Source organism: Mesobacillus subterraneus (assembly GCF_003937825.1).
In the GTDB taxonomy this organism is placed as follows: domain Bacteria; phylum Bacillota; class Bacilli; order Bacillales; family Cytobacillaceae; genus Mesobacillus; species Mesobacillus subterraneus.
The window spans coordinates 18,706-41,556 of record NZ_RSFW01000027.1 but is presented as its reverse complement, the minus strand read 5'-3'; the positions used below and the strand labels follow the sequence as shown (position 1 = coordinate 41,556).

At 44.1% G+C, this 22,851-nt stretch carries 21 protein-coding genes and 1 other annotated feature; of the genes, 17 read left to right on the top strand and 4 right to left on the bottom strand.

Features of this window, described 5'->3' with window-relative positions:
• The first annotated feature begins 168 nt into the window (after positions 1-168).
• Complete coding sequence (gene ysxE, locus EJA10_RS20365) at positions 169-1,206, top strand: spore coat protein YsxE (protein ID WP_125481876.1); 1,038 nt, start codon at positions 169-171, stop codon at positions 1,204-1,206.
• A gap of 19 nt (positions 1,207-1,225) precedes the next feature.
• Here the strand turns inward: ysxE and EJA10_RS20360 are convergent, their stop codons facing one another.
• Positions 1,226-1,420 carry a hypothetical protein gene (locus EJA10_RS20360; protein ID WP_125481875.1) on the bottom strand — a complete coding sequence of 65 codons (195 nt, stop codon included), beginning with the start codon at positions 1,418-1,420 and terminating at the stop codon, positions 1,226-1,228.
• Between the two features lie 179 nt (positions 1,421-1,599).
• Positions 1,600-1,838, top strand: a binding site (T-box leader).
• A gap of 55 nt (positions 1,839-1,893) precedes the next feature.
• Between EJA10_RS20360 and EJA10_RS20355 the strand changes: the two genes are divergently transcribed.
• The 3 genes from EJA10_RS20355 (at position 1,894) to EJA10_RS20345 (ending at position 7,707) form a co-directional block, all read left to right on the top strand.
• Positions 1,894-4,533, top strand: coding sequence for a valine--tRNA ligase (locus tag EJA10_RS20355; protein ID WP_125481874.1), 2,640 nt, complete (start codon positions 1,894-1,896; stop codon positions 4,531-4,533).
• Between the two features lie 66 nt (positions 4,534-4,599).
• Entirely contained in the window at positions 4,600-5,904 is a 1,305-nt protein-coding gene (locus EJA10_RS20350) for a bifunctional folylpolyglutamate synthase/dihydrofolate synthase (protein ID WP_125481873.1), read from the top strand.
• Positions 5,905-5,988: 84 nt separating this feature from the next.
• A complete protein-coding gene (locus EJA10_RS20345) occupies positions 5,989-7,707 on the top strand; it encodes a sensor domain-containing diguanylate cyclase (protein WP_125481872.1) in 1,719 nt (572 codons plus the stop codon).
• Positions 7,708-7,739: 32 nt separating this feature from the next.
• Here the strand turns inward: EJA10_RS20345 and EJA10_RS20340 are convergent, their stop codons facing one another.
• Genes EJA10_RS20340 through EJA10_RS20330 form a run of 3 tightly spaced genes read right to left on the bottom strand, consistent with a single transcriptional unit; the run spans position 7,740 to position 9,531 of the window.
• Complete coding sequence (locus tag EJA10_RS20340) at positions 7,740-8,669, bottom strand: hypothetical protein (RefSeq protein ID WP_125481871.1); 930 nt, start codon at positions 8,667-8,669, stop codon at positions 7,740-7,742.
• A gap of 12 nt (positions 8,670-8,681) precedes the next feature.
• Positions 8,682-9,113 carry a PilW family protein gene (locus EJA10_RS20335; RefSeq protein ID WP_125481870.1) on the bottom strand — a complete coding sequence of 144 codons (432 nt, stop codon included), beginning with the start codon at positions 9,111-9,113 and terminating at the stop codon, positions 8,682-8,684.
• A gap of 4 nt (positions 9,114-9,117) precedes the next feature.
• Positions 9,118-9,531: a type IV pilus modification PilV family protein gene (locus EJA10_RS20330; protein WP_170169206.1), complete on the bottom strand. Its 414-nt coding sequence runs from the start codon at positions 9,529-9,531 to the stop codon at positions 9,118-9,120.
• Between the two features lie 202 nt (positions 9,532-9,733).
• On the opposite strand from EJA10_RS20330, the gene EJA10_RS20325 reads away from it, so the two are divergent.
• From EJA10_RS20325 to EJA10_RS20265, 13 genes are all read left to right on the top strand, one after another.
• Complete coding sequence (locus EJA10_RS20325) at positions 9,734-11,059, top strand: VanW family protein (protein ID WP_125481868.1); 1,326 nt, start codon at positions 9,734-9,736, stop codon at positions 11,057-11,059.
• Positions 11,060-11,081: 22 nt separating this feature from the next.
• Complete coding sequence (locus tag EJA10_RS20320; protein ID WP_125481867.1) at positions 11,082-12,746, top strand: GspE/PulE family protein; 1,665 nt, start codon at positions 11,082-11,084, stop codon at positions 12,744-12,746.
• A gap of 13 nt (positions 12,747-12,759) precedes the next feature.
• A complete protein-coding gene (locus EJA10_RS20315; RefSeq protein ID WP_125481866.1) occupies positions 12,760-13,800 on the top strand; it encodes a type IV pilus twitching motility protein PilT in 1,041 nt (346 codons plus the stop codon).
• A gap of 1 nt (position 13,801) precedes the next feature.
• Positions 13,802-15,007, top strand: coding sequence for a type II secretion system F family protein (locus EJA10_RS20310; protein ID WP_125481865.1), 1,206 nt, complete (start codon positions 13,802-13,804; stop codon positions 15,005-15,007).
• A gap of 126 nt (positions 15,008-15,133) precedes the next feature.
• Complete coding sequence (locus EJA10_RS20305; RefSeq protein ID WP_125481864.1) at positions 15,134-15,598, top strand: type IV pilin protein; 465 nt, start codon at positions 15,134-15,136, stop codon at positions 15,596-15,598.
• A gap of 14 nt (positions 15,599-15,612) precedes the next feature.
• Positions 15,613-16,377, top strand: a complete 765-nt coding sequence (locus EJA10_RS20300) for a prepilin peptidase (protein WP_211340609.1) — start codon at positions 15,613-15,615, stop codon at positions 16,375-16,377.
• Between the two features lie 81 nt (positions 16,378-16,458).
• Positions 16,459-17,448, top strand: a complete 990-nt coding sequence (pilM, locus tag EJA10_RS20295; protein ID WP_125481862.1) for a type IV pilus biogenesis protein PilM — start codon at positions 16,459-16,461, stop codon at positions 17,446-17,448.
• A 2-nt stretch (positions 17,449-17,450) separates the two neighbouring features.
• Positions 17,451-18,065 (top strand): hypothetical protein, encoded by a 615-nt coding sequence (locus EJA10_RS20290; protein ID WP_125481861.1) that lies wholly within the window; start codon positions 17,451-17,453, stop codon positions 18,063-18,065.
• Entirely contained in the window at positions 18,062-18,883 is an 822-nt protein-coding gene (locus EJA10_RS20285; protein WP_125481860.1) for a hypothetical protein, read from the top strand. The genes EJA10_RS20290 and EJA10_RS20285 overlap by 4 nt, the downstream gene beginning before the upstream one ends.
• Positions 18,884-18,999: 116 nt before the next feature.
• Positions 19,000-20,091 carry a hypothetical protein gene (locus EJA10_RS20280; RefSeq protein ID WP_125481859.1) on the top strand — a complete coding sequence of 364 codons (1,092 nt, stop codon included), beginning with the start codon at positions 19,000-19,002 and terminating at the stop codon, positions 20,089-20,091.
• 185 nt (positions 20,092-20,276) lie between these two features.
• The gene (locus EJA10_RS20275; protein ID WP_125481858.1) at positions 20,277-20,849 is read left to right on the top strand and encodes a Maf family protein; all 573 of its coding nucleotides are present in this window, start codon (positions 20,277-20,279) and stop codon (positions 20,847-20,849) included.
• 66 nt (positions 20,850-20,915) lie between these two features.
• Positions 20,916-21,605 carry a RadC family protein gene (gene radC / locus EJA10_RS20270; protein ID WP_125481857.1) on the top strand — a complete coding sequence of 230 codons (690 nt, stop codon included), beginning with the start codon at positions 20,916-20,918 and terminating at the stop codon, positions 21,603-21,605.
• 159 nt (positions 21,606-21,764) lie between these two features.
• Positions 21,765-22,787 (top strand): rod shape-determining protein, encoded by a 1,023-nt coding sequence (locus EJA10_RS20265; RefSeq protein WP_125481856.1) that lies wholly within the window; start codon positions 21,765-21,767, stop codon positions 22,785-22,787.
• The last annotated feature ends 64 nt before the right edge of the window (positions 22,788-22,851 follow it).

Here is a 22,851-nt window from a genome sequence, read left to right as displayed (position 1 = left end):
ATCGTTACAATCTATGGGAAAAGTTAGCAACGCCTTGTCCAAAGGGAGCTGGTTGTCAGGGCCAGCTTGGCTGCTGGCCGGGATTGCTGTAGCTTTTAGAATGGGCAGGTGTACCGCACCTGCCTTCCTTTATTTTGCAAGAAGTTCAGAAAGTAGGCGAGTGATCATATGGATGATCGCAATTTTTTAAAAGAAGAAGCGGAAGTGCTGAAGCAATATCCGATCGAGCCTTATTTTGCCGAAGACTTTGGTAAAGTAAAAAAAGTCTATACCAATTCGGGGGCGTTCGCATTAAAGAAAATCCATCCGTATGAGGGAACGGATTTCATCAAGCATATCCAGCATCTATACCAGAGGGGTTATAACAGGATTGTTCCTGTTTATCCTGCAAACGATGGACGGTACGCGGTTTTGCATAATAAATCGCTGTATTACTTGATGCCCTGGATGCCGAATTCGCTAAAGGAGGACCAATCCGAACGGCAGAAGCAGCTGTTTCGGGAATTGGCCAGAATGCATACATTGTCCGTCAAGGAAATGGAAATCAGTCCGGAAGTGAAAGAAGAGCACTACAATCAGACCTTAAAAGAATGGGAAAAGGAAGAAGAGTTTGTAAATGGCTTCCTTGAAACATGTGAAAACAGAGTATATATGTCTCCTTTTGAACTGACTTTTTGTCTCTATTACATCCAAATCCGCCAGGCCATCCAGTTCGCCAAGCAAAAGCTTGAAAGCTGGAAGGAAATAACCAAGGAACAAAAGAAGACGAGGACCGTGACGCTGCATGGGAAGGTTTCTCCGGAACACTTCTTGTTCGACGAAAGGGGCTACGGCTATTTCGTCAATTTCGAGAAAGCTCGGAAGGGTTCACCTATCCAGGATTTGCTGCCGTTCCTGGCCAGGTCATTGAAGACCCAGCCGAAATACGGGGATGATGTCATCGACTGGATTAATGTCTATTTTAAGTATTTTCCTTTCAGGGATGATGAAATGCAATTGTTCATGAGCTATCTCGCGTTCCCTTCAGGAATCATCCGTGTTGCGGAAACCTATCATCAGCGGAAGAAGGAAGTGGATGAAAGGAAGTTCGTCCAGAAGCTTCAGAGGCAGTACTGGCTTTTGAGCAATACAGGTTATGTCGTGACCAAAATGGATGAGATCGAGCGCCAAAAACAGCAGGCGAAACAGGAAGGAGCCCAGAGCTAAACGATGCTCTAAGGGCTCCTTAAATGATTTCGAACTTAATTGCCAGTGCAATGATGATGAACAATGCCAGCAGGAAGACATCAAATGTGGTAGGAAAGAATAGGGTTCGGATCCCCTGGAATACGCAAAAAGGAATGATCAATTGTACGCATACCGCGCGTGCCGTTCTCGCCCACCTCGGGAGTGTATACGGATTATACCTTCTTCTCTTCATCGCCATCCCTCCAAACAATCAGGTTCCCTTTTTTCATTCTATGAGTGATTGGCCTAAAATGTGCCTTATATTGGCACACTATGGCATGGAAAGTATAAAATATTAAAAAATAGGAAATGATGATTGACGTCATTCCCCTTTTTTGGGTAGTATAACTAATATACAAAAATCCTCATATAGTCAAAGCTTTGACAGGGAAGAGTACATGTGCGCCCAGCTTGAAGAGAGGAAGGCCAGTAGCTGAGAGGTCTTCTAGGCTGAACCATGGAAGGTCGCCCTTGAGCATCGCCTGGGAACGGAAGGTTCTTCCCAGTAACAGGCGACGGTGAAGAGCCGTTATCCAGATTTGAGCCAGCAAGGGTTTTTGTATTGCTGGGAAAAAAGGTGGTACCGCGAACATACTCCATTCGTCCTTTTATGGCGAATGGAGTTTTTTATTTTTACTTAGAAGAACCGTGAATGGAGGATTTAACATGGAAGAGAATTTATCAATGCCGACGAAATATGATCCGGCGTCGATTGAACAAGGACGCTATGAATGGTGGATCAACGGGAAGTTCTTTGAAGCGAAGGATGATGAAACGAAGAAGCCTTACACAATCGTCATCCCGCCGCCAAACGTAACAGGAAAGCTGCACCTTGGCCATGCGTGGGATACAGCTCTTCAGGATATCCTTACTCGCATGAAGAGGATGCAGGGTTACGATGTACTTTGGCTTCCGGGAATGGACCACGCGGGCATTGCTACCCAGGCTAAGGTTGACGAAAAGCTGCGCAGCCAGGGGATCAACCGCTACGACCTCGGACGTGAAAAGTTTTTGGAAGAATCTTGGAAATGGAAAGAAGAATATGCCCAGCATATCCGCACGCAATGGTCAAAGCTTGGCCTTGGTCTTGATTACAGCCGTGAGCGCTTCACGCTTGATGAAGGACTTTCCAAGGCGGTTAAGGAAGTTTTCGTTTCTCTTTACCGTAAAGGCCTGATCTATCGCGGTGAATACATCATTAACTGGGACCCGGCCGCTAAAACGGCTTTATCTGACATCGAGGTTATCCATAAAGACGTCCAGGGTGCTTTTTACCACATGAGATATCCTTTAGCAGATGGCAGCGGCCATATCGAGATCGCGACGACAAGACCGGAAACGATGCTTGGCGATACTGCGGTTGCCGTCCATCCTGAAGATGACCGTTACAAACATTTAATCGGTAAAACAGTCATCCTTCCAATCGTTGGCCGTGAGATTCCGATTGTAGGCGACGATTATGTTGATATGGAATTTGGTTCAGGTGCTGTTAAAATCACACCTGCTCATGACCCTAATGATTTTGAAATTGGCAACCGCCACAATCTTGAAAGAGTCCTTGTCATGAACGAGGATGGCTCGATGAACGCGAAGGCCGGCAAGTACCAGGGCATGGATCGATTCGAGTGCCGCAAACAAATTGTTAAGGATCTTCAGGAGGAAGGCGTACTGTTCAAGATTGAAGAGCATATGCATTCTGTTGGGCATTCAGAGCGAAGCGGAGCAGTTGTTGAGCCATACCTGTCAACACAATGGTTCGTTAAAATGCAGCCGCTCGCTGACAAAGCAATCGCCCTTCAAAGTCAGGAAGACAAGGTTAACTTTGTTCCTGACCGCTTCGAAAACACGTATATGCGCTGGATGGAGAACATCCGCGACTGGTGTATTTCCCGCCAGCTATGGTGGGGCCACCGCATTCCTGCCTGGTATCATAAAGAAACAGGCGAGGTTCACGTAGACCATGAGCCGCCGGCTGACATCGAGAACTGGGGACAGGACAATGACGTTCTTGACACATGGTTCAGTTCAGCGTTGTGGCCATTCTCGACAATGGGCTGGCCAAACGAAGAAGCAGCTGATTACAAGCGTTACTACCCTACTGATGCACTCGTTACGGGATATGATATCATCTTCTTCTGGGTATCAAGGATGATTTTCCAGGGTCTTGAGTTCACAGGACAGCGTCCATTCAAGGATGTCCTCATCCACGGACTTGTTCGTGCTGAGGACGGCCGCAAGATGAGCAAGTCATTGGGCAATGGTGTTGACCCGATGGATGTCATCGACAAATATGGAGCTGACTCGCTTCGCTACTTCCTGACAACAGGAAGCTCACCGGGGCAGGACCTTCGCTACAGCACAGAGAAGGTTGAAGCGACTTGGAACTTCGCGAATAAAATCTGGAACGCATCTCGTTTTGCACTGATGAATATGAACGGCCTGAAATATGAGGAAATCGATTTAAGCGGCGAGAAATCCGTTGCTGACAAGTGGATTTTGACAAGGCTGAATGAAACGATTGAAACTGTCACAAGGCTGTCTGATCGTTATGAATTCGGTGAAGTCGGCAGAGCGCTTTACAATTTCATCTGGGATGACCTGTGCGACTGGTACATCGAAATGGCGAAGCTACCGCTCTACGGCGAAGATGAAGCAGCCAAGAAGACGACAAGATCCATCCTTGCTTATGTTCTTGATAACACGATGCGCCTGCTTCACCCATTCATGCCATTCATTACCGAAGAAATCTGGCAGAACCTTCCTCACCAGGGAGAGTCAATCACAGTTGCAAGCTGGCCGCAGGTTGATGCTGCTTTGACAGATAAAGAAGCCGCAGAAGACATGAAATTGCTTGTTGAAGTCATCCGCTCAGTAAGGAATATCCGCTCTGAGGTGAACACACCTCTAAGCAAGAAGGTTGATATGTTCCTGAAGGCGAAGGATGCCAAGACACAGAGCATGCTTGAAAATAACCGCGGATACATCGTTCGCTTCTGTAATCCGGAAAACCTTGAAATCGGTCTTGAAATAAACGCGCCTGAAAAAGCGATGACAGCCGTCGCCACAGGCCTGGAAATCATCATGCCGCTTGAAGGGCTGATCAACATCGATGAAGAAATCGCCCGTCTTCAAAAGGAAAAAGAGAAGCTGGATAAAGAGGTTGAGCGCGTCCAGAAGAAGCTCGCCAACGAAGGCTTCGTGAAAAAAGCTCCTGAGAAAGTTATTGAAGAAGAGCGTGCGAAGGAAAAAGACTATTCAGAAAAAAGAGCAGCAGTTGAAGCTCGTATAAATGAATTAAGAAACTAATAGCAATAAAAAAAGGGAAGGCGAACCATTTCTGGTTCGTCTTCCGCTTGAATTGAGGTGTAAAACATGTTTGATACATATGAACATGCAATTGACTGGATTCATGCAAGGCTAAGGCTTGGGATCAAACCGGGCCTAACGAGAATGGAATGGATGCTCGAAAGGCTGGGTCATCCTGAAAGACAAATTAAAACGATCCATGTCGGCGGAACGAATGGGAAAGGCTCGACTGTCACCTTCCTGCGCTCGATCCTTCAGTCAGCCGGATATCGGGTTGGCACTTTTACTTCTCCATATTTTGAGCAATTCAATGAGCGAATCAGCATCAATGGTCAGCCCATCAGCGACCAGGAATTGATCGAGCTGACGAATGTCATCAAGCCTCTGGCAGATGAATTGGACAAGACTGAGCTTGGCGGCCCGACTGAATTTGAAGTCATTACCGCCATGTCGATGTATTATTTTGCAAAAATGTCGCCTGTTGATGTGGTCATTTATGAGGTAGGACTTGGCGGCCGCTTTGATTCAACCAATGTGATCCATCCGCTGTTATCCATCATCACAAGCATCGGACTCGACCATACAGCGATCCTTGGTGATACATACGGCGAGATTGCCTTTGAGAAAGCCGGGATCATCAAAAACGGCGTCAGTGTCATTACTGGCGTGAAACAGGCAGAAGCACTCGAAGTTATCCGGAAAAAAGCAAGGGAAAGCAGGTCACCGATGTACCAGCTTGGTGAAGATTTCTCAACAGGTTCCAGAGAGTCCTTAAAAAATGGGGAACAATTTTCGTTCTCCAGCCTGTTCGGCAAGGTGGAAAGCCTGCAAACCTCGATGATCGGTTCCCATCAGATAGATAACGCAGCATGTGCAGTGATGGCCTGTCAGGTGCTGAAGAATTATTACTCCTTCATCATTGACGAATCCAATATCCGTGATGGGCTTATACAAGCGTATTGGCCAGGCCGTCTGGAGGTTTTAAGTGAGTCTCCTTATATTTTGATCGACGGAGCTCACAATGAAGAAGGGATAAATGCCCTGGCCAGTGAAATTAATTCTCGATTTGCCGATAAAAAGGTTAACATTCTTTTTGCTGCTCTAAAGGATAAGAAATTGGACAGGATGATTGCGACTTTGGATAAAGTAGCCGATCAGCTGACCTTTACTACCTTCGATTTCCCGCGGGCAGCGACAGCCGAAGAATTAGCTGAAATCGGGATCGTTCAAAACAGCTTTGCAGAGGATTATAAAGGCTTTTTAAAAGAGAAACTGAATAAGCTGCAAAATAACGAGGTACTTATTGTCACTGGCTCCCTCTACTTCCTGTCAGAAGCGAAGCCAGTTATTGCAAATTTACTGGAAAAATAAATGAGAAAATTATGACATTGTACAAAAAGTTTGCTAAAATATTTTAAAAAGTAAGACTTTTTTCCTATTTGAGGAGGTGGGTAGATGAATAACAATCCAATCGTAAAAAAAGCCATTTGGTTTGCGTGGCTATTGGTCGTTCCTGTCGGCATCTGGGTGACTTTTCAAGTCTATCCACCTGAGTCCAACATATCTCTATCGGATGTTATTCCATTTCTCATTCTGATGTCAGTGGTGGCCGCCATGCCACTGGTTGTCAACAATACACCCATCTTCCTGATCCAGTGGGTTTCGCTGGCGGTATTCTTAAAATATGGTATCTTCATAGAGATGATTTTAATGCAGGTTTCCGTGTTGACGCTGTTGGTCAGGCTAAGGATTCCTAAGGCAGATGCATATAAATTTCCACTGAACTCGTTAATGTTCTTTATTGTTTCCCTGGCAAGCGGCTTAATATTTTACGCTTTGGGCGGAACACATGGTGAACACCTGGCGGATGAACCATATTATATCCTTTTGGGGGTTGTTTATGGAGTCAGTAATTTCGGAATAAATACCATCTTGCTCGTTTTCATCCAGGCGTTCTTATTTAAATTGAAACCACCGTATTTCGGAAAGGACTTTATTTGGGAGACAGTCACCACTTTGATTACGTTCCCAATTGGATTTGTGCTTTATGAATTAAGCCGGGAAATGGGTGCAATCTCCTTACTGTTTGTAGGGATTCCATTTGCAAGCCTTTCTATCATTCTCAGTCTCTATTATTCCAGCGACAATGTGAACAAGTTTTTACAGAATGCCGCAGAAATCGGACACCAGCTGGCTGAAAGGCTGAAAGCGGACGAAGTGCTTGACCTTTTTGTCCAGAAGCTGATTGAGATGCTGCCTGTAGATTATGCCTATATTATGGATGTGGTCGATGAGAAGGAATTGCGATTGATCCATAAGATTGAATATGGGGAAATGTTGGAGCCTGTCTCAGCACCCCTGAATAAAGGGGAAGGGATCAGCGGACTGGTTTGGGCAGAGAAAAAGCCTGTACTCTTCCATTCCAAAAAAGAGTGGAAACATATCAATTCCGGCTATATGCCTCCAAGAGTGGAGAGCATTCTGAGCGTTCCGATCGTCCGGCACAACCAGGTAACGGGTGTACTGGTCCTTGCTGCAAATAAAAAAAGGGCATTTGAAAAGTCACAGCTAATGATTGTCGATATTCTGTGCTCCCATTTTGCAGTGGCTGTCGAGAATGCAAGGCACCATGAAAAAACAAAGGAAAACAGTGAGCGTTGTGCACTGACTGGACTATTTAATTACCGTTATTTTGAAAACATGCTGACTACGGAATTTGAGAAATTACAAAAAGGCGAGAGAGACTTGATGTCCTTGATTCTGCTCGATATTGACCATTTCAAGTCAGTAAACGATACATATGGCCATCAAAGCGGGAATGAGATTTTATGCGAGCTGGCCGTACGCTTGAATAATCGGATTGACCAGATTGGAACAGTGGCCCGTTACGGTGGAGAAGAATTCGTCATTCTCCTGCCGGATATGAGGAAAGGCAATGCCCTTCAACTTGCCGAGCAGATCAGGCTCCTCATCGCAAACGAACCATTCACATTGCTGCAGGCAATGGATGACGAAGGAAAACTGTTGAAGGTTAACATTACAGTTTCCATCGGTGTGGCAACCGCGCCACAGGACGCAGATGACTCCCTCGCTTTGATCAGGCATGCCGACCGGGCGTTATACGTCGGCGCTAAGCGAGCAGGCCGGAACAGGGTCGCTGAATATGTGAAATAAAAATGGCTGGCCCGGTTGGGCCAGCCATTTTATTAATATTTGACTTCAATTCCTTTTTCAGGGTTAATGAACCATTCTTCATCAAGCGGGCTTGGACAACTTTTTGAGTTACCGGATGGAAACGGATTATACTCTACTAGTTTGTCGTTTTCGGTGTAATAAGTATTCCCGTAAACACAAAATGTAGAGTTGCCATTAAGAGATGGATTATCCAATCGAGATGAAAAGATTGCGTCCCCATGAACCACGATGGTATCGGTACCTTTTAAGCTTACCTTATCCTTAAAAAAGGCATCTCCGGTTACAGTAAGACTGTTTTTACCTCTTAGGTCTATGCTTCTTTCAAAATAAGTAGATTCTTTATATAACTTAGGCGGATAATTTCCAATCATTTCGATTGAATTATTCTCATTGATGGCAAAGCTGCTTTTCAACGGTGCATCTTCACCATGTCTTGTCAGAGAGTTTTTGGTAATGGTCACCGTGCCAGAAAGAGTCTTGGACTCTTTTTCTATCCGTCCCACACTAGTAAATTCCACGATGATTTTTTTATCGAGTGGTAATGTATAAGAGTTAAGGGTAACAGCATATGAATTGGGATTTTCTACAACATTAGAGAGATTTCTATTTGCCTCAAGGTTCTTTTTCAAAAAATCGAAAAAGTAATCATCATACACAGGTATATTCCTATTCTTTTTACCATTTTTGTTTATACCTTTTGTCGCTTCTTCTACTGCCTCATCTGCTTTAATATTCGAATTCTTAACGATATTTGCTAACAATGCTTCGTAATGTGCAACCCCCATCTCCGCAAGGTCCGTTGCCCTATTTACTTCATCGGTCTTATTGAATTGTTTTCTGGCTGACAGGGCCATACCGCTGAGGGACAAGGCAAAGGTAAAGGTGATCGTGATGATCAGCAAAACCAGGACAAGCGCATAGCCTTTTTCATTTTTCACCATCACGATTCCCTCCTAATATCTTTTGATCATGGTTTCCGTTTCATATGTTTGGCCCCTTTTATCCTTCAGGGTGATCGAGATGGATAAAGGGTACTTGGATTTTATTACTTTTGCTCCTGTGAAAGTCTCTGGTTCTGGATAGCCTGCTTTGATTTGTAATTCATAATTGGCATCACCAAGAATAGCTTCGGTACCATTTACTTGGATGTGAGCGATTTGCTCAGCGGCATTGTATGTGATCTGATATTCATCGTACTTTAAGTGATGCCGTTTGATTGTTGCAATGATCAGGTTAGCATTCTGGTCCATGCTGTTTTTAGTTGAAATTTGGTTATAGTTTTTATTGAATCCGAAGAATACCCCATAAATGAGGGCCGAAGCGATAAAAAGGATGGAAATGGCCGCAAGGAGTTCATATAATGTCAGTCCACGTTCGTCTTTCATCTTCTCACCTTCTTATGTATGTAAAAGTTTTTGATGAGCTTTCAGGGTTGTCCAAGTTCTCTACAGACACTTTTACGCGGATTAATCCCTCGACACTATTTGTAAAATCAGCCGATATTCTAAGTGAAGTATCTATAGGATTGTCCAAAAGCATTGATAGTTCATTCTGATTTAGTGAACATGGAAGGCTGGCACAACCATTATTGACCAGGATATTTCTAGTAAGCTTTAGTTCTATTAAATTTACCATCTGTTGTGCTGTTTGGGTTGTATTTATTTTATCTTCATTTTTATTCACAAATAAGGCAGATTGTGAGAAAAATCCTGCAAAAGAAGTAAGCACGATGACAAGCAGCACGATTGACAGCAAAACTTCCAGCAAAGTCAAACCTTTCTGATTATACAACTTTTTACCCACGACTTTCCTCCTTAATCTATTAAATCTTTTGGTTTTATTATACAATATAAAAGAGTGGAATTTGTCATTTTATAAGTAAATAGTCTGATAGAGTAGAGAAAAATTATCGAAAAATGATGTAAAAATTTAGCGGATGAAAGAGGTAGCATAAACATCCTGCAATCTTAAACAATCAATAATTTTATCTCCGGGAGGGGTTAGAGTGCAAATGCACAAAATCTTAAAAATATCGCTCATTGTCCTGGCGTTTTCATTGTTTATCTATAGTCTCACCTATTTTGGCGCTTCGGCAAAAGGCTCCCAGGCTGCGGATGCTGTTGGGTATTCTGACATGACCTATATTGGAGGCACAAATGTCTCCAACAAAACTAAGGATGAAGCAAGGGTATTGCTGGAGACACAATGGAGTGAATGGGCTGCAAAAGCGGAGATAGAACTGAATTATAAAGAGCAAAGTTATCTAGCAAGTGCAGCAGCAAACCTCACCTTTCTGACGGAAGAAACCATAAAATCAGCGATTGACGGTCAAAAAAATGATCTTCGGATAGCTGTAGATAACTTGGATAAAGTTTTACCTGAGACAATAATGGACCGATTGAATCATGCCGAACTGGAACGAGATTTAGCTGCTGCGATAAGCCGTTTAGATGAAAAGATCTCCATTAATCTGAATTCCTATCTTCCTGAAGAAGAGAGGATTAAAATTTCTTCAGCCGTCGTTCGACTGGAAGACGAAAACGAGGAGATCCTGGCTTTTGTTAAATCGGTTCCGTCTATCGAGCTGGCACCGGAAAAGCCATTTTCACTGGGAGCTTTCGTTGAAGAAATGAAAGTTGACCAGTTTTCCGACCTTACATATAACAAAATTGCTTCTGCGATCTATCAGTCGGTTCTGCCTACAAATTTCATCATTTCTGAAAGACATATCAGCTCGCAGCTGCCGACTTATGCAGAGCCCGGCTTCGAAGCAAAAGTCCGTTTTAACAGGAATTTGGATCTTGTTTTCATAAATCCCAATACAACTCCATATACATTTGAATTCAACTTTAATGAAACAGAATTAGTGGTTGTGCTCAAGGGAGCACCGTTGTTATACCAATACAGTATCCATACTGATGGCAAGCAAGAGTTTAAGCCAAGAACCATTAAGCAATATTCACCATTACAAGAATCTGGGGAAAAATCAGTAGAAGTAGAAGGATCACCAGGTTCGATAGTGAAGGTAATTCGTGAGACCCGCAACGATAAAGGAGAACTCCTAAAGACAGAATTATTGTCAGAGGATTTTTATCCACCAGTCCACCGGGTGGAGGTTCACCCATTAATGGCAGTTGTCCAAAAAACAACCGGCGGGTCTGAGGGAGATGGTACCGTTGATTTACCGGGAGCAGGTGAAGAACCATCTGATTCACAGAACAGCCAAAACGATGCTGCTCCACCTGTCAAGGATGGTAATGGACCCGAAGAAGAAGCGGGTCAAGAGGATGATGGCGGTCTTTATGGTAAACCAAATGAAGAACCCAAATAAGCCAAGCTGGAAGTGAGTAGTGATGAGACAAATGAGAAAGAGACTTGGCGACTTATTAGTTGAAACAGGTCTGCTGACAGAAGAACAGCTCCAAGCAACTTTGGCCGAGAAAGCCGGTGGCCAAAAGCTTGGTGATGCACTACTGCAAAGAGGGCTTATAACGGAGCAGCAGCTGATTGAAGTTCTGGAATTCCAGCTTGGAATCCCTCATATCAGTTTATATCGTTATCCTTTTGATACAAAGCTATTTAACCTCATACCGAAGGAGACTGCGAAACGCAACCTGGTCATTCCGTTGAAAAAAGAAGGGGAAAAGTTATTCGTTGCAATGGCAGACCCGATGGATTTTTTCACTGTCGATGATCTCAGGCTGTCAACTGGCTTCCATATTGAAACAGCAATTGCAACCAAGGATGATATTATCCGGGCAATCAACAAATATTACGACAACAATGAAGGCTTTGAAGATTTAATAGGCATTCATAATCCTGTATTGGAAACGATCCAGGAAGATAACTTGACTGAAGCAGATTCTCCCATTATTAGGCTGGTGAATCAATTATTATCCAATGCGTCTGCCAACAAGGCGAGTGACATCCATATAGATCCACAGGAAACAAAGGTCATCATTCGCTACCGGATCGACGGCATTCTCCGTGTGGAACGGGTTCTGCCTAAACATATGCAAAGTGTGCTGATTGCCAGAATTAAAATTATGGCGAACCTGGATATAACGGAAAATCGGATTCCGCAGGACGGCAGAATCAAGGTAAATCTTGATTTCCATCCAATTGACCTCCGAGTCTCTACGCTGCCAACCGTTTTTGGTGAAAAGGTGGTCATGCGAATCCTTGATATGGGCAGTACATTGAATGATATCGAAAAATTGGGTTTTAACAAACCAAACCTGGATTGTTTTACAAGCATGATTGCTAAACCGAATGGAATCGTCCTCATTACTGGTCCAACCGGTTCAGGTAAATCATCTACTTTGTATGCCGCACTGAACAAACTAAATAGTGAAGAGGTTAACATCATTACGATTGAGGACCCGGTTGAATATCAAATTGAAGGAATAAATCAAATTCAGGTTAATCCTAATGTAGGTATGACCTTTGCGGCTGGCCTGCGGTCCATCCTCAGGCAGGACCCAAACATCATTATGGTTGGGGAGATTCGTGATAAAGAGACGGTTGAGGTTGCCGTAAGGGCCTCTCTGACAGGACACCTCGTTCTCAGTACTATGCATACGAATGATGCCCTTAGCTCTGTAACAAGACTGCTTGATATGGGCGTTGAGCCATTCCTGGTGGCCTCTTCTTTAAGCGGAGTGGTTGCCCAAAGGCTAGTACGGAAAGTATGCCGTGACTGCGCAGAGGCAAAGGTCCCTTCAAAACGCGAAATTGATATCTTTTCTAAAAGAGGCCTCTCAATTGAAACTGTCTGGAAGGGAAGGGGCTGTTCATCCTGCAATATGACTGGCTACAGAGGGCGGTTGGCGATCCATGAAGTATTACCGGTAGACAATGAACTCCGAACCGCGATCATGAATGAAGAGCCTGTAACAGTTTTAAGGGAGATTGCTATAAGAAATAAAACGATTTTCCTGATTGACGACGGTTTGCTTAAAGTTAAGCAGGGACTCACCACAACTGAAGAAGTTTTAAGAGTTGCCATAACAGAATAAGCGGGGAGTTAGCATGAAAGAGAAAATTGAGGATTTGCTGAGGTCTGGCTTCGAGCTTAAGGCTTCAGATATACATATATCTGTTGGGGTTCCGCCAGTTATGAGGATCAATGGGGAATTGAAAAAATGCGGGACGGATTCCATCACACCGGTTGAAGTAGAAGGCATGGCAAAGGCCATCGTGCCGGAAAAATCCTGGGACGTGTTCAAATCAAACGGAGAACTGGACTTCTCGTACGGCATTCCAGGGATATCCCGTTTCAGGGTGAACGCATACCATCAAAGAGGATGTGTATCCCTGGCAATTCGGATTGTTCCTACAAGGATTCCCTCACTAGAGGAGCTTGGATTGCCGGATATCTTGAAAAAAATCGCCGAAAAACCTCAGGGTCTCGTCCTTGTGACTGGACCGACTGGAAGCGGGAAATCAACGACCCTGGCATCAGTGATTCAGTATATGAATAATACAATGAGAAAGCATATTGTCACACTGGAGGACCCAATCGAGTATTTGCATAAGCATGGAAACAGCATTATCGATCAGCGTGAGATCGGGTTGGACACCAATAATTTCTCGAATGGATTGCGCGCAGCTCTCAGGCAGGATCCGGATGTCATCCTTGTCGGGGAGCTGCGGGATCTGGACACGATCCAGACCGCAATCACGGCAGCAGAAACGGGGCATCTTGTTCTTGGAACACTTCATACATCAAGCGCACCTGCGACAATAAATAGAATAATAGATGTTTTCCCACCAGGCCAGCAGGCGCAGATTCGGATTCAGCTCGCTTCTGTACTTGTTTCAGTCCTATCCCAACGGCTTTTTCCCACGGTGGATAAAAAAGGCCGCAGAAGTGCAACGGAAATTTTAATCAATAATCCTGCCGTTGCCAACTTGATTAGAAATGAAAAAATCCATCAAATTATCAGTATTATGCAGACTTCGAGAATTCATGGTATGCACACGCTGGAAATGGATATTAAGGAGCTGGTCCAGAGAGGAATCATTTCGAGGGAAGCTGCTGAACCATATTTGCTGGAGAAGATGGTGTAAAATGGCTCGATTCAAATATTCCGGCCGAGACCGGACAAAAAAACGTTCAGGAACCATTACAGCCGGCTCCAAACGTGAAGCATTGGAAAAACTTCGTGAAGAAGGAATCAGGACGACAGAGATCATCGAAGTGCCAGAAACATGGCTTACGAAAGACATTACAATTGGGAATCCTGTTAAGCTCCAGCATCTGGTCATATACCTGAGACAATCCGCTACTCTGTTAAAAGCAGGGGTCTCAGTAGTGGAATCCACTAAAATTTTAGCTAAACAAACAGACAGCAAGCCGTTGAAGAAGGCCTTGCAGGCAATTGAAGCGGAACTTCGCGAAGGGGTCCAGTTATCGGAAGCATCCTCCAAACATAGCAAAATCTTTTCTTCCATGTACATCAATATGGTGAAGGCAGGAGAAGCAGGCGGAAACATGGATGAGACCCTGGAACGGTTAGCTGAACACTATGAGAAACAGCATAACACCCGCCAAAAGGTCATCGCGGCAATTAGTTATCCTGCCGTCATCGCAATGCTCGCAATTCTAGTGGTCATCTTTTTATTAGTATCGATAGTCCCAACATTTGTGAGCATGTTTGAGGACTTCGGCGGGGAACTGCCGGCAATTACTAAGTTTGTCCTGGCTTCAAGCGAGTTCATGCAAACATACTGGTGGCTCATCCTGTTATTAATGCTGGCAATGGCAGTTGGCCTCGCATCAATGAAGAAGAACAAACAGACAAAATATTATCTTGATTATGCGCTTTTAAGGATGCCGATCTTCGGCAAAATGATGCAAAAAGCAGTGCTTGCAAGGATGACAAGAACGCTGAGCTCCCTTTTTTCCAGCTCTGTCCCGATTCTACAGGCACTTTCCATTGTCGAGAATGTAGTGGAGAACGAAGTTGTTGGGAGAGTCGTTCGTGAATCGCGTGATGCGCTCGAGGTAGGACAGTCAATGACTGGTCCAATGAAAGCTCATTGGGCATTCCCGCCGCTTGTTACCCAGATGATTGCAATCGGGGAAGAAACAGGCTCACTTGATGCCATGCTCGGCAAGGTGGCAGATTTCTATGAAAAAGAAGTCGAAACAAGCACGGACCAGTTAAAATCATTGATCGAACCAATCATGATTGTCATCCTCGCCGGCCTCGTCGGCACCATCGTTACCTCGATCATGATCCCGATGTTCGACATCTTCAATCATGTTAATTAATTTCTGGCAAAAAAAGACAAGTCTCTACACATTTCTGATAGGAAATTACCAATCTATCATTTATAATATGGATAGATATATATTCCAATAGTCATGGGTAAAAATAACTATAAAGGAGCGATTCAAATGTTCAAAGCTATTAAGAAAAAATTGAAAGACCAGAGAGGTTTGACACTGGTTGAACTGTTAGCTGTGGTGGTAATTTTGGGGATTATTGCTGCAATTGCTGTGCCTAGTATTGGAAACATCATTGAAAAGTCTAAAACGGATGCACATAAAAGTACGGCGCTGCAGATGATTAATGCAGCCAGACTTGCAGTAACTAATAATGATTCGGAGGTTATATCTTTTAGTGATGTTACGGAAAATAATACGACTACAAAAAAGGCGACAGTTAAGCTAAGTGCATTAGAAAGTCATGGTTACATAGATAATATTGTTAATCCTAGTGACAAATCCAACGGTTACAATAAAGAAACGAGTTTAGTAGTTGTAACTAAAGGCGCAGATGGGAAACTAACTTATAAGGTAACTCTTAAACCAACTACAGGATCTGCATATGTGGATGGGAAATCGCCAGAAGACCTCTAAAGGGAGGAATTTCAATTAATACCTTAACCCATATAGGGATTTTTCTACTATACGGCCTCACCCTAGGCTCCTTCTACAACGTAGTAGGCCTCCGGGTGCCTGAAGGGAAATCAATTGTTGCTCCAAGGTCTTCATGCCCGAAGTGTGGGCATCAGCTCCGTGCGATTGAATTGATTCCGGTCGTTTCATACTTACTTCAAAGGGGGAAGTGCCGCCAGTGCAAGGTCGGCATTTCGCCCGTTTATCCTTTTTTTGAGCTATTGACGGGTGTCTTGTTTGCGGCAACATATCTTCTGATTGGCTGGAATGGTGAATTGGTCATTGCCCTTACGCTGATTTCCTTGTTGGTCATCATTACGGTCTCTGATCTTGCTTATATGCTGATCCCTGATAAGGTTCTGCTTGTTTTTGGTGTACTTTTTTTAATTGAGCGTTTTTTACTTCCTCTGTCTCCATGGTGGGATTCCCTCACAGGGGCTGCCGCTGGATTTTTGATTCTCTTATTCATTGCCATCATCAGCAAGGGTGGCATGGGGGGCGGCGATATTAAGCTGTTTGCGGTCATCGGCTTTGCTGTTGGTTTCAAAATGATGCTGCTATCCTTCTTTTTTGCTACCTTTTTTGGCGCCTTCTTTGGAATTGCCGCCCTTCTGCTTGGTTTCGTAAAAAGAAAGCAAGCCATTCCATTTGGCCCGTTCATCGCAATAGGCACGCTAACGGCCTACTTTTTTGGAGAGAAGATCTTAAGCTGGTATCTTCAATTATTCATGCTTAGCTAACTAGAATGCTATCAATCCAAGGTTTGTGGTTGACTCAAAAAATCCATTCCATAAACAGTCATAATGTAAGGAGTATCAATCATGGCATTTTCCTTATTTTCCAGCAGGAACAAAATTGTCAACATTGTCATTAACGACCACTCAATCCGTTTTATGGAGCTGAAGCAAAAGAATCCAATCCTCCCCAGCCATTTTGGCGAGAGATACTTACCTCGTGGAATTATTGTAGATGGCAAAATCCAAGACTTTGATACGCTCTCGAATATCCTCGATGAATGTATTGCAGAGTGGAAAATAGCCAAAAGAGAAATCCGCTTTACTGTGCCAGATTCTCTTGTCATGATCAGGAAGGTTTCGATTCCAGCCGATATTAAGGAAGATGAAATCCACGGCTATTTGTATTTAGAACTGGGTTCGACTATTCACTTGCCTTTTGAAGATCCTGTTTTTGATACAGTGCCACTGGGCACGGAGAACAACAAACAGGAAGTTCTTTTATTTGCCGCTCCTGAAAAATACATATTTGAGTTTGAAGATTTGTTTAAAAGTGTCAAGCTAAAGCCAATTGCAGCCGATATCTCCCCTTTATCGATTTATCGACTCTATCACTATAGTGACATGGCAGTAAATAATGAAGTGCTGCTTTCTGTTCAGTTCGATCTCGATGGTGTAAGTTTGTGCATCTTTGAAAATCACATTCCTGTTTTCATGCGCCATATTCCGGGTGGCCTGAACGAAAAATGGAAGCTTTCACGAATTCACGCTGATCAATCTGACCAGGAACTTGTTTATGAAGGCGAATCAGCCGATATTATGTTCCAGCTTGAAGAGGTTTACCGGGATATCGCAAAGTTGATGGACTTTTACCGCTACTCAATGACGCAGGGGCAGAAAGAAGTAACACGGATTCTTGTGAATGGAGACCATCCGATGCTGGAAAGGGTTCATAGCGATATGGAGGCTCGTTTTGGCATCCCATTAGCTGCAATTAAAATAAACGCTGGACCAGATAAAGAAGTATTGCCAAATGCATTCCACCTTGCATTGGGTCTTGGTTTGAAAGAGGTGTAATAATGCTGGTTGAAATTAATCTTTTACCTAAGAAAGAGCATAGGAAATCTTCTCAGCTTATTATTGCCTTTATTCTATTTTTGCTTTTTGCAGGCATGCTTACAGGTGTTTATCTTCAGGGCAGCAACTATTCTGGAAAAATGAAATCTTTAGACCATCAAATCGAAGTTTTACAAAAGTTGAACACTGCCCAGCAGGAGAAATTGGCTGCTGACAATGCGGGGAACTCCATGGTCAAGCTTCAGGCTGCAGTTCAGTGGGCAGAACAATACCCAATGGATGCAGTTCCGTTATTGCAGGGAGTTATTTCATTACTGCCAGAACGAGGCTTCATCCAGAATTTTGAATACAACACCGCAGATTCTATCCTGGTGACAATTCAGTACGATGCTTCCAGGGAGGCAGCCTACTACCTTAGTTCCTTGAAGCAAGCGGATTGGGTTCAGGATGCTGAGTTATTAAGTATTGTTGCTGCTGAGTTGGAAGAGGAAGCAGCAGTGAATGGAAATAGTCAAAATTCTGATGAAAAAACCCTTCCGCGATACAGTGCCGTTTACAAGATTACTTACGATCAGGATGTACTCAAAGACAAAAAAAGAGGAGGAAATGAATCATGAACCTCCGTATAGACAAAAAGGAACTGATCATCCTGGTCGCTTCTGCCATTGTCATTGCTGCTATCTATGCATTAGCCTATTTTTTCTATATAGCTCCTATTAAGTCAAGCCTATCCATAAAGGAAAACCAATTGAAAATGGAGCAGCAGCTTAATGAAGCATTGGAAACGAAGCTGGCTTCAGCTGAAGCCAGCGATTTTAGCAGTGCTGGAGAGCTTCAGAAGAAACTACCTGTCGACCCATTGGTTGAGCAAATGGTCCTTGACCTGGAAAAAGCGGAGGTCATATCCAACAGTTTCATTTCCTCTGTCGAATTCAATTTTGGTGAGCATGCAACAATTGCAGACCAGTATGCAGACACTTCAGACGGTCAGCAGTCTGAAATATCTGAGTCGGGTGAACCAGAAACTCAAATTGACACTGAGGAGTCTGGACCTTCAGCTCAACAAACCGAGTTAATGATTCCAGAGGGACTCGCAAATTTTACGGCATCGATAATTGTACGTGCAGATGATTATTTTGGTCTGGAAAAATTCATACAAACGCTGGAGTCTTTACAGCGGATTGTGGCTGTCAACTCGATTTCTTTTACTGGAGCAGATGAAATCTTCACCTTAACAGATGAAGAGGACCAAATAGAAATGACACTTACAATTCATGCATTTTATCTCCCGATGCTAAAAGATTTGCAAGAGTTCAACCCGAAAATCGAAACCCCAACCCCAGCCAACAAACGTAACCCATTCCCGACCTTCGGCGATTATTTTGATGATAATGTGTCAGAAGAAGATGAGGATGGCCAAAACGACGGTAATTAATCTAGTAAAAAAATTGACGAAAGCATTCTATAACAAGACGACAAAAGTCTTGTTATTTTTTTTTGCCGGTATGATAGGATGAAGCAAAACCGGAACGGGCAGGGGAGGTACAAGCATTGGACAAGCAGGGCAAGACGATCACAATCAAGATTAATGGCAAGGACCGGCCGCTTATGGATGAGAGGGAAAGCGGGAGTGCTGCTGCAGAAAAATCTCCAAAAGATGAAATCAAAAGCAATGTATATCCTATTAATATTGGCCAGGAAAATAAGAGCAAGGTTTACCCGATTGACAGGGATGAAGCGATAAAGGAAACAGCTGCAGCCCAGGAACAGGCGGAGGATCACTTTGACTGGATTTTACCGGATCCAGTTGAGGAGGAAATTGTCAAAGAATACAAGGTCGCGCCGAAGCAGCCGAAAAAGCAGAAGAAAAAGGGAATCGGGATTTCGGTCTGGAATACGAAAATCAAACGGAACAACCGTCTTTTTACGACGATTTTTGTGACGGTCTTTTTTGCTGTTCTGCTGGGGACGGCATTTGGCGTGACGATTCTTAAGTTTGTCACCGCAGATTCCCAGGCGGTTACCCCTGTATCAACCCCACCGGCAGCGGCACCTTCAGAGGAGAAGCCAGCTGCCGGAAGCGAGTCAGTGGAACTTAAGCCCATCTCCGTTTTCATCATTCAAAATGGGATTTGGGGGACAGAGGAAGCAGCTAAAGAAGGATTGAATTTGCTTACTGGGCAGGGGGTTAAGGGGGAATTGTTTCCTGTGAATGGTAAGTTCGCTGTCTATGTGGGAACAGCAGGCAGCATTGAGGCTGCGAAACAGCAGGCAAAAGTGCTCGAAGCCAAAGGGGTCAAGGTCTTTGCGAAGCCTTTTGAAATTCCGGGTGGAACAGCAGCCGGTTTGACTGCAGATGAAGCAAAATTTTTGCAGCCAGCTCCGGAAATCTACTCGATTTTGATTGACGGGGGTGGGGCATCTCCTGAAGCAGTGAAAAAAGTGGAGGAATACCACACGATGATAAGCAAGATTGCAGATAAAAATGTCAAGGACAAGTCGGTGCTTAAAGCGAAGGCAAGCATCGAAAGGGCGAGCGGAACATTCCTCAGCTACCAAAAAACAAAAGATGCAAACCAGCTGGCTGAGATGGAAAGTGGACTGCTGTCATTCCTTGCTGCCTATCAATCGATTGGCAAGTAATGTTGCAATCAAAGCTAACTGAATATTTTCCGGGAAATTGAACAAATTAACAGAGCCTTCGGCAATTTATGCCAGGCTCTGATTTTTTTCGCCAGATGAATGGCTAAAGATTGTTACACTGGTTTAATTCTGATACGATTAGCTTGTATCTCCCTAAGATGCAAATACAAAAGAAAGGTGATTTTATGCAACGCCTCATTTTAGCCTCTTCTTCTCCACGGCGAAAAGAACTTCTTGAAAACCTCCGCTTGGAATTTGAAATCTCGAGCAGTGATGCAGATGAAAGCTTTAGCGAAGATTTGAGTCCTTCTGAAGCAGTGATGGAACTTGCTTCAAGAAAGTCTCGAACTGTTGCACAGCATTATCCAGGGTGTTTTGTGATTGGCTCTGACACTGTCGTTGTCCATGAAGGAATGATCCTTGGGAAGCCTGAAAGCGGACAAGAAGCCTTAAAGATGCTCCACAAACTGTCTGGAAACACTCATTCCGTGTATACCGGAGTATCAATCATCTCCCCTGAGAAGGAAACGCGTTTCTATGAAAAAACAGATGTGACGTTCTGGAATTTGTCAGACGAAGAAATTGACACCTATATAAAGAGCGGTGAACCATTCGATAAGGCAGGCGGGTACGGAATCCAGGGATTCGGCAGTATGCTTGTCAAGGAAATCAGTGGGGATTATTATACAGTTGTTGGCCTGCCTGTATCCAGGCTTGTCAGGGAATTAAGAAAAATCGGTTACATCCTTCCTTATTAAAAGAAAAACCACAGAAACTTCTTCTACACTTTCCTCGTCATAATTAATTGACCGGGAGGAAGTATATTGTCTACACAATCATTGATGATCAGAGATTATCCGCAAAACGAGCGGCCGAGGGAACGGTTTGTGCAAAATGGTCCCCAGAGCCTCTCAAATCATGAATTATTAGCCCTTTTGTTAGGGTCGGGATCGCGAGAGGAGTCCGTACTGCAGCTCGCCAACCGCATGCTGTCCCAGTTCGAGGGACTTCGTTTATTGAAGGATGCTACCCTCGAGGAATTGACTCAGATAAAAGGAATTGGCAAGGCGAAAGCAATCCATGTCCTCGCCGCAGTTGAAATTGGCAGGCGCATCGCCAATCATACCCTTGATGAACGGTATGTCATCCGCTCTCCGGAGGACGGAGCAAAATACCTGATGAATGATATGAGATTCCTTACGCAGGAGCATTTCATCTGCCTTTATTTGAACACCAAGAATCAGGTCATCCATAAACAGACGATTTTCATCGGCAGCCTGAATGCTTCCATTGTCCATCCTCGGGAAGTGTTCAAAGAGGCTGTCCGCCGGTCTGCAGCATCCGTCATCTGCTTGCACAACCACCCTTCAGGTGACCCTACTCCGAGCAGGGAGGATATTGAGGTCACAAAGCGGCTCGCAGAAGCGGGAAAAATTGTCGGAATTGAATTGCTGGACCATTTGATCATTGGTGAAAATAAATATGTTAGTTTGAAGGAAAAAGGGTATGTATGATACTAGGATTTTGATTGACGTTGAGATATAATATAATTTATGATTTTTGCGGACAATCTTAAGTTTTTGTCAAAAGATCTGCTATTAACAATCATCTTACTTTGTAAATAGATTGCCTGTTCTTTATTGATTTTTTGCTGAGAGAGGGAGATACAAATTATGTTTGGAATCGGAACAAGAGACCTGGGAATCGACCTGGGTACTGCGAATACACTCGTTTACGTAAAGGGAAAAGGAATCGTCTTAAGAGAACCATCCGTCGTGGCGCTCCAGACTGACACGAAGAATATCGTTGCTGTCGGCAATGATGCGAAAAACATGATTGGCCGTACACCAGGGAATGTCGTGGCGCTGAGACCGATGAAGGATGGCGTCATCGCGGATTACGAAACAACAGCGACGATGATGAAGTACTACATCAAGCAGGCGACGAAAAATAAAGGTTGGTTCGCTGGAAAGCCTTATGTAATGGTCTGTGTGCCTTCCGGAATCACGGCTGTTGAGGAACGCGCGGTCATTGACGCGACCCGCCAGGCTGGTGCAAGGGACGCATTTACGATTGAGGAACCGTTTGCAGCAGCGATCGGTGCGAACCTTCCTGTTTGGGAACCAACGGGCAGCATGGTAGTTGACATCGGTGGCGGAACAACAGAAGTCGCAATCATTTCACTTGGCGGAATCGTTACTTCCCAGTCTGTGCGTATTGCCGGGGATGAAATGGATGATGCGATCATCAATTACATCCGCAAGACGTATAACCTGATGATCGGTGAAAGAACAGCTGAAACGATCAAAATGGAAGTAGGTTCTGCAGGGGACGCTGACGGAATTGAAAATATGGAAATCCGCGGACGTGACCTGCTGACAGGACTGCCGAAGACAATTGAAATAACTGCAGAGGAAATTGCAAAAGCATTGCATGACACAGTTTATGCGATTGTCGATGCGGTGAAGCTGACACTTGAGAAAACCCCGCCGGAACTGGCTTCAGATATTATGGACCGAGGAATCGTCCTGACAGGCGGAGGGGCTCTTTTGCGCAATTTGGACAAAGTCATCAGCGAAGAAACGAAAATGCCGGTGTTGATTGCCGAAGATCCGCTTGACTGTGTCGCAATTGGAACAGGCAAGGCTTTGGATCACATTGATCTATTCAAGAGCAAAGCAAAAGAATCCAGATAAGGAGCAGAAGGGAAGCGGGAGTAATCCAACTTCCCTCCTCTTCTGTCATCATATATTTCAGATT

Excerpts from the sequence above, each read along its gene's own strand:
- EJA10_RS20350 (WP_125481873.1), top strand. The coding sequence starts at position 4,600 with ATGTTTGATACATATGAACATGCAATTGACTGGATTCATGCAAGGCTA.
- EJA10_RS20360 (WP_125481875.1), bottom strand. The coding sequence starts at position 1,420 with ATGAAGAGAAGAAGGTATAATCCGTATACACTCCCGAGGTGGGCGAGA.
- ysxE (WP_125481876.1), top strand. The coding sequence starts at position 169 with ATGGATGATCGCAATTTTTTAAAAGAAGAAGCGGAAGTGCTGAAGCAA.
- EJA10_RS20335 (WP_125481870.1), bottom strand. The coding sequence starts at position 9,113 with ATGAAAGACGAACGTGGACTGACATTATATGAACTCCTTGCGGCCATT.
- EJA10_RS20275 (WP_125481858.1), top strand. The coding sequence starts at position 20,277 with ATGCAACGCCTCATTTTAGCCTCTTCTTCTCCACGGCGAAAAGAACTT.
- EJA10_RS20345 (WP_125481872.1), top strand. The coding sequence starts at position 5,989 with ATGAATAACAATCCAATCGTAAAAAAAGCCATTTGGTTTGCGTGGCTA.
- EJA10_RS20290 (WP_125481861.1), top strand. The coding sequence starts at position 17,451 with ATGCTGGTTGAAATTAATCTTTTACCTAAGAAAGAGCATAGGAAATCT.
- EJA10_RS20310 (WP_125481865.1), top strand. The coding sequence starts at position 13,802 with ATGGCTCGATTCAAATATTCCGGCCGAGACCGGACAAAAAAACGTTCA.
- EJA10_RS20285 (WP_125481860.1), top strand. The coding sequence starts at position 18,062 with ATGAACCTCCGTATAGACAAAAAGGAACTGATCATCCTGGTCGCTTCT.
- EJA10_RS20340 (WP_125481871.1), bottom strand. The coding sequence starts at position 8,669 with ATGGTGAAAAATGAAAAAGGCTATGCGCTTGTCCTGGTTTTGCTGATC.
- EJA10_RS20305 (WP_125481864.1), top strand. The coding sequence starts at position 15,134 with ATGTTCAAAGCTATTAAGAAAAAATTGAAAGACCAGAGAGGTTTGACA.
- EJA10_RS20320 (WP_125481867.1), top strand. The coding sequence starts at position 11,082 with ATGAGACAAATGAGAAAGAGACTTGGCGACTTATTAGTTGAAACAGGT.
- EJA10_RS20315 (WP_125481866.1), top strand. The coding sequence starts at position 12,760 with ATGAAAGAGAAAATTGAGGATTTGCTGAGGTCTGGCTTCGAGCTTAAG.
- EJA10_RS20355 (WP_125481874.1), top strand. The coding sequence starts at position 1,894 with ATGGAAGAGAATTTATCAATGCCGACGAAATATGATCCGGCGTCGATT.
- pilM (WP_125481862.1), top strand. The coding sequence starts at position 16,459 with ATGGCATTTTCCTTATTTTCCAGCAGGAACAAAATTGTCAACATTGTC.
- EJA10_RS20265 (WP_125481856.1), top strand. The coding sequence starts at position 21,765 with ATGTTTGGAATCGGAACAAGAGACCTGGGAATCGACCTGGGTACTGCG.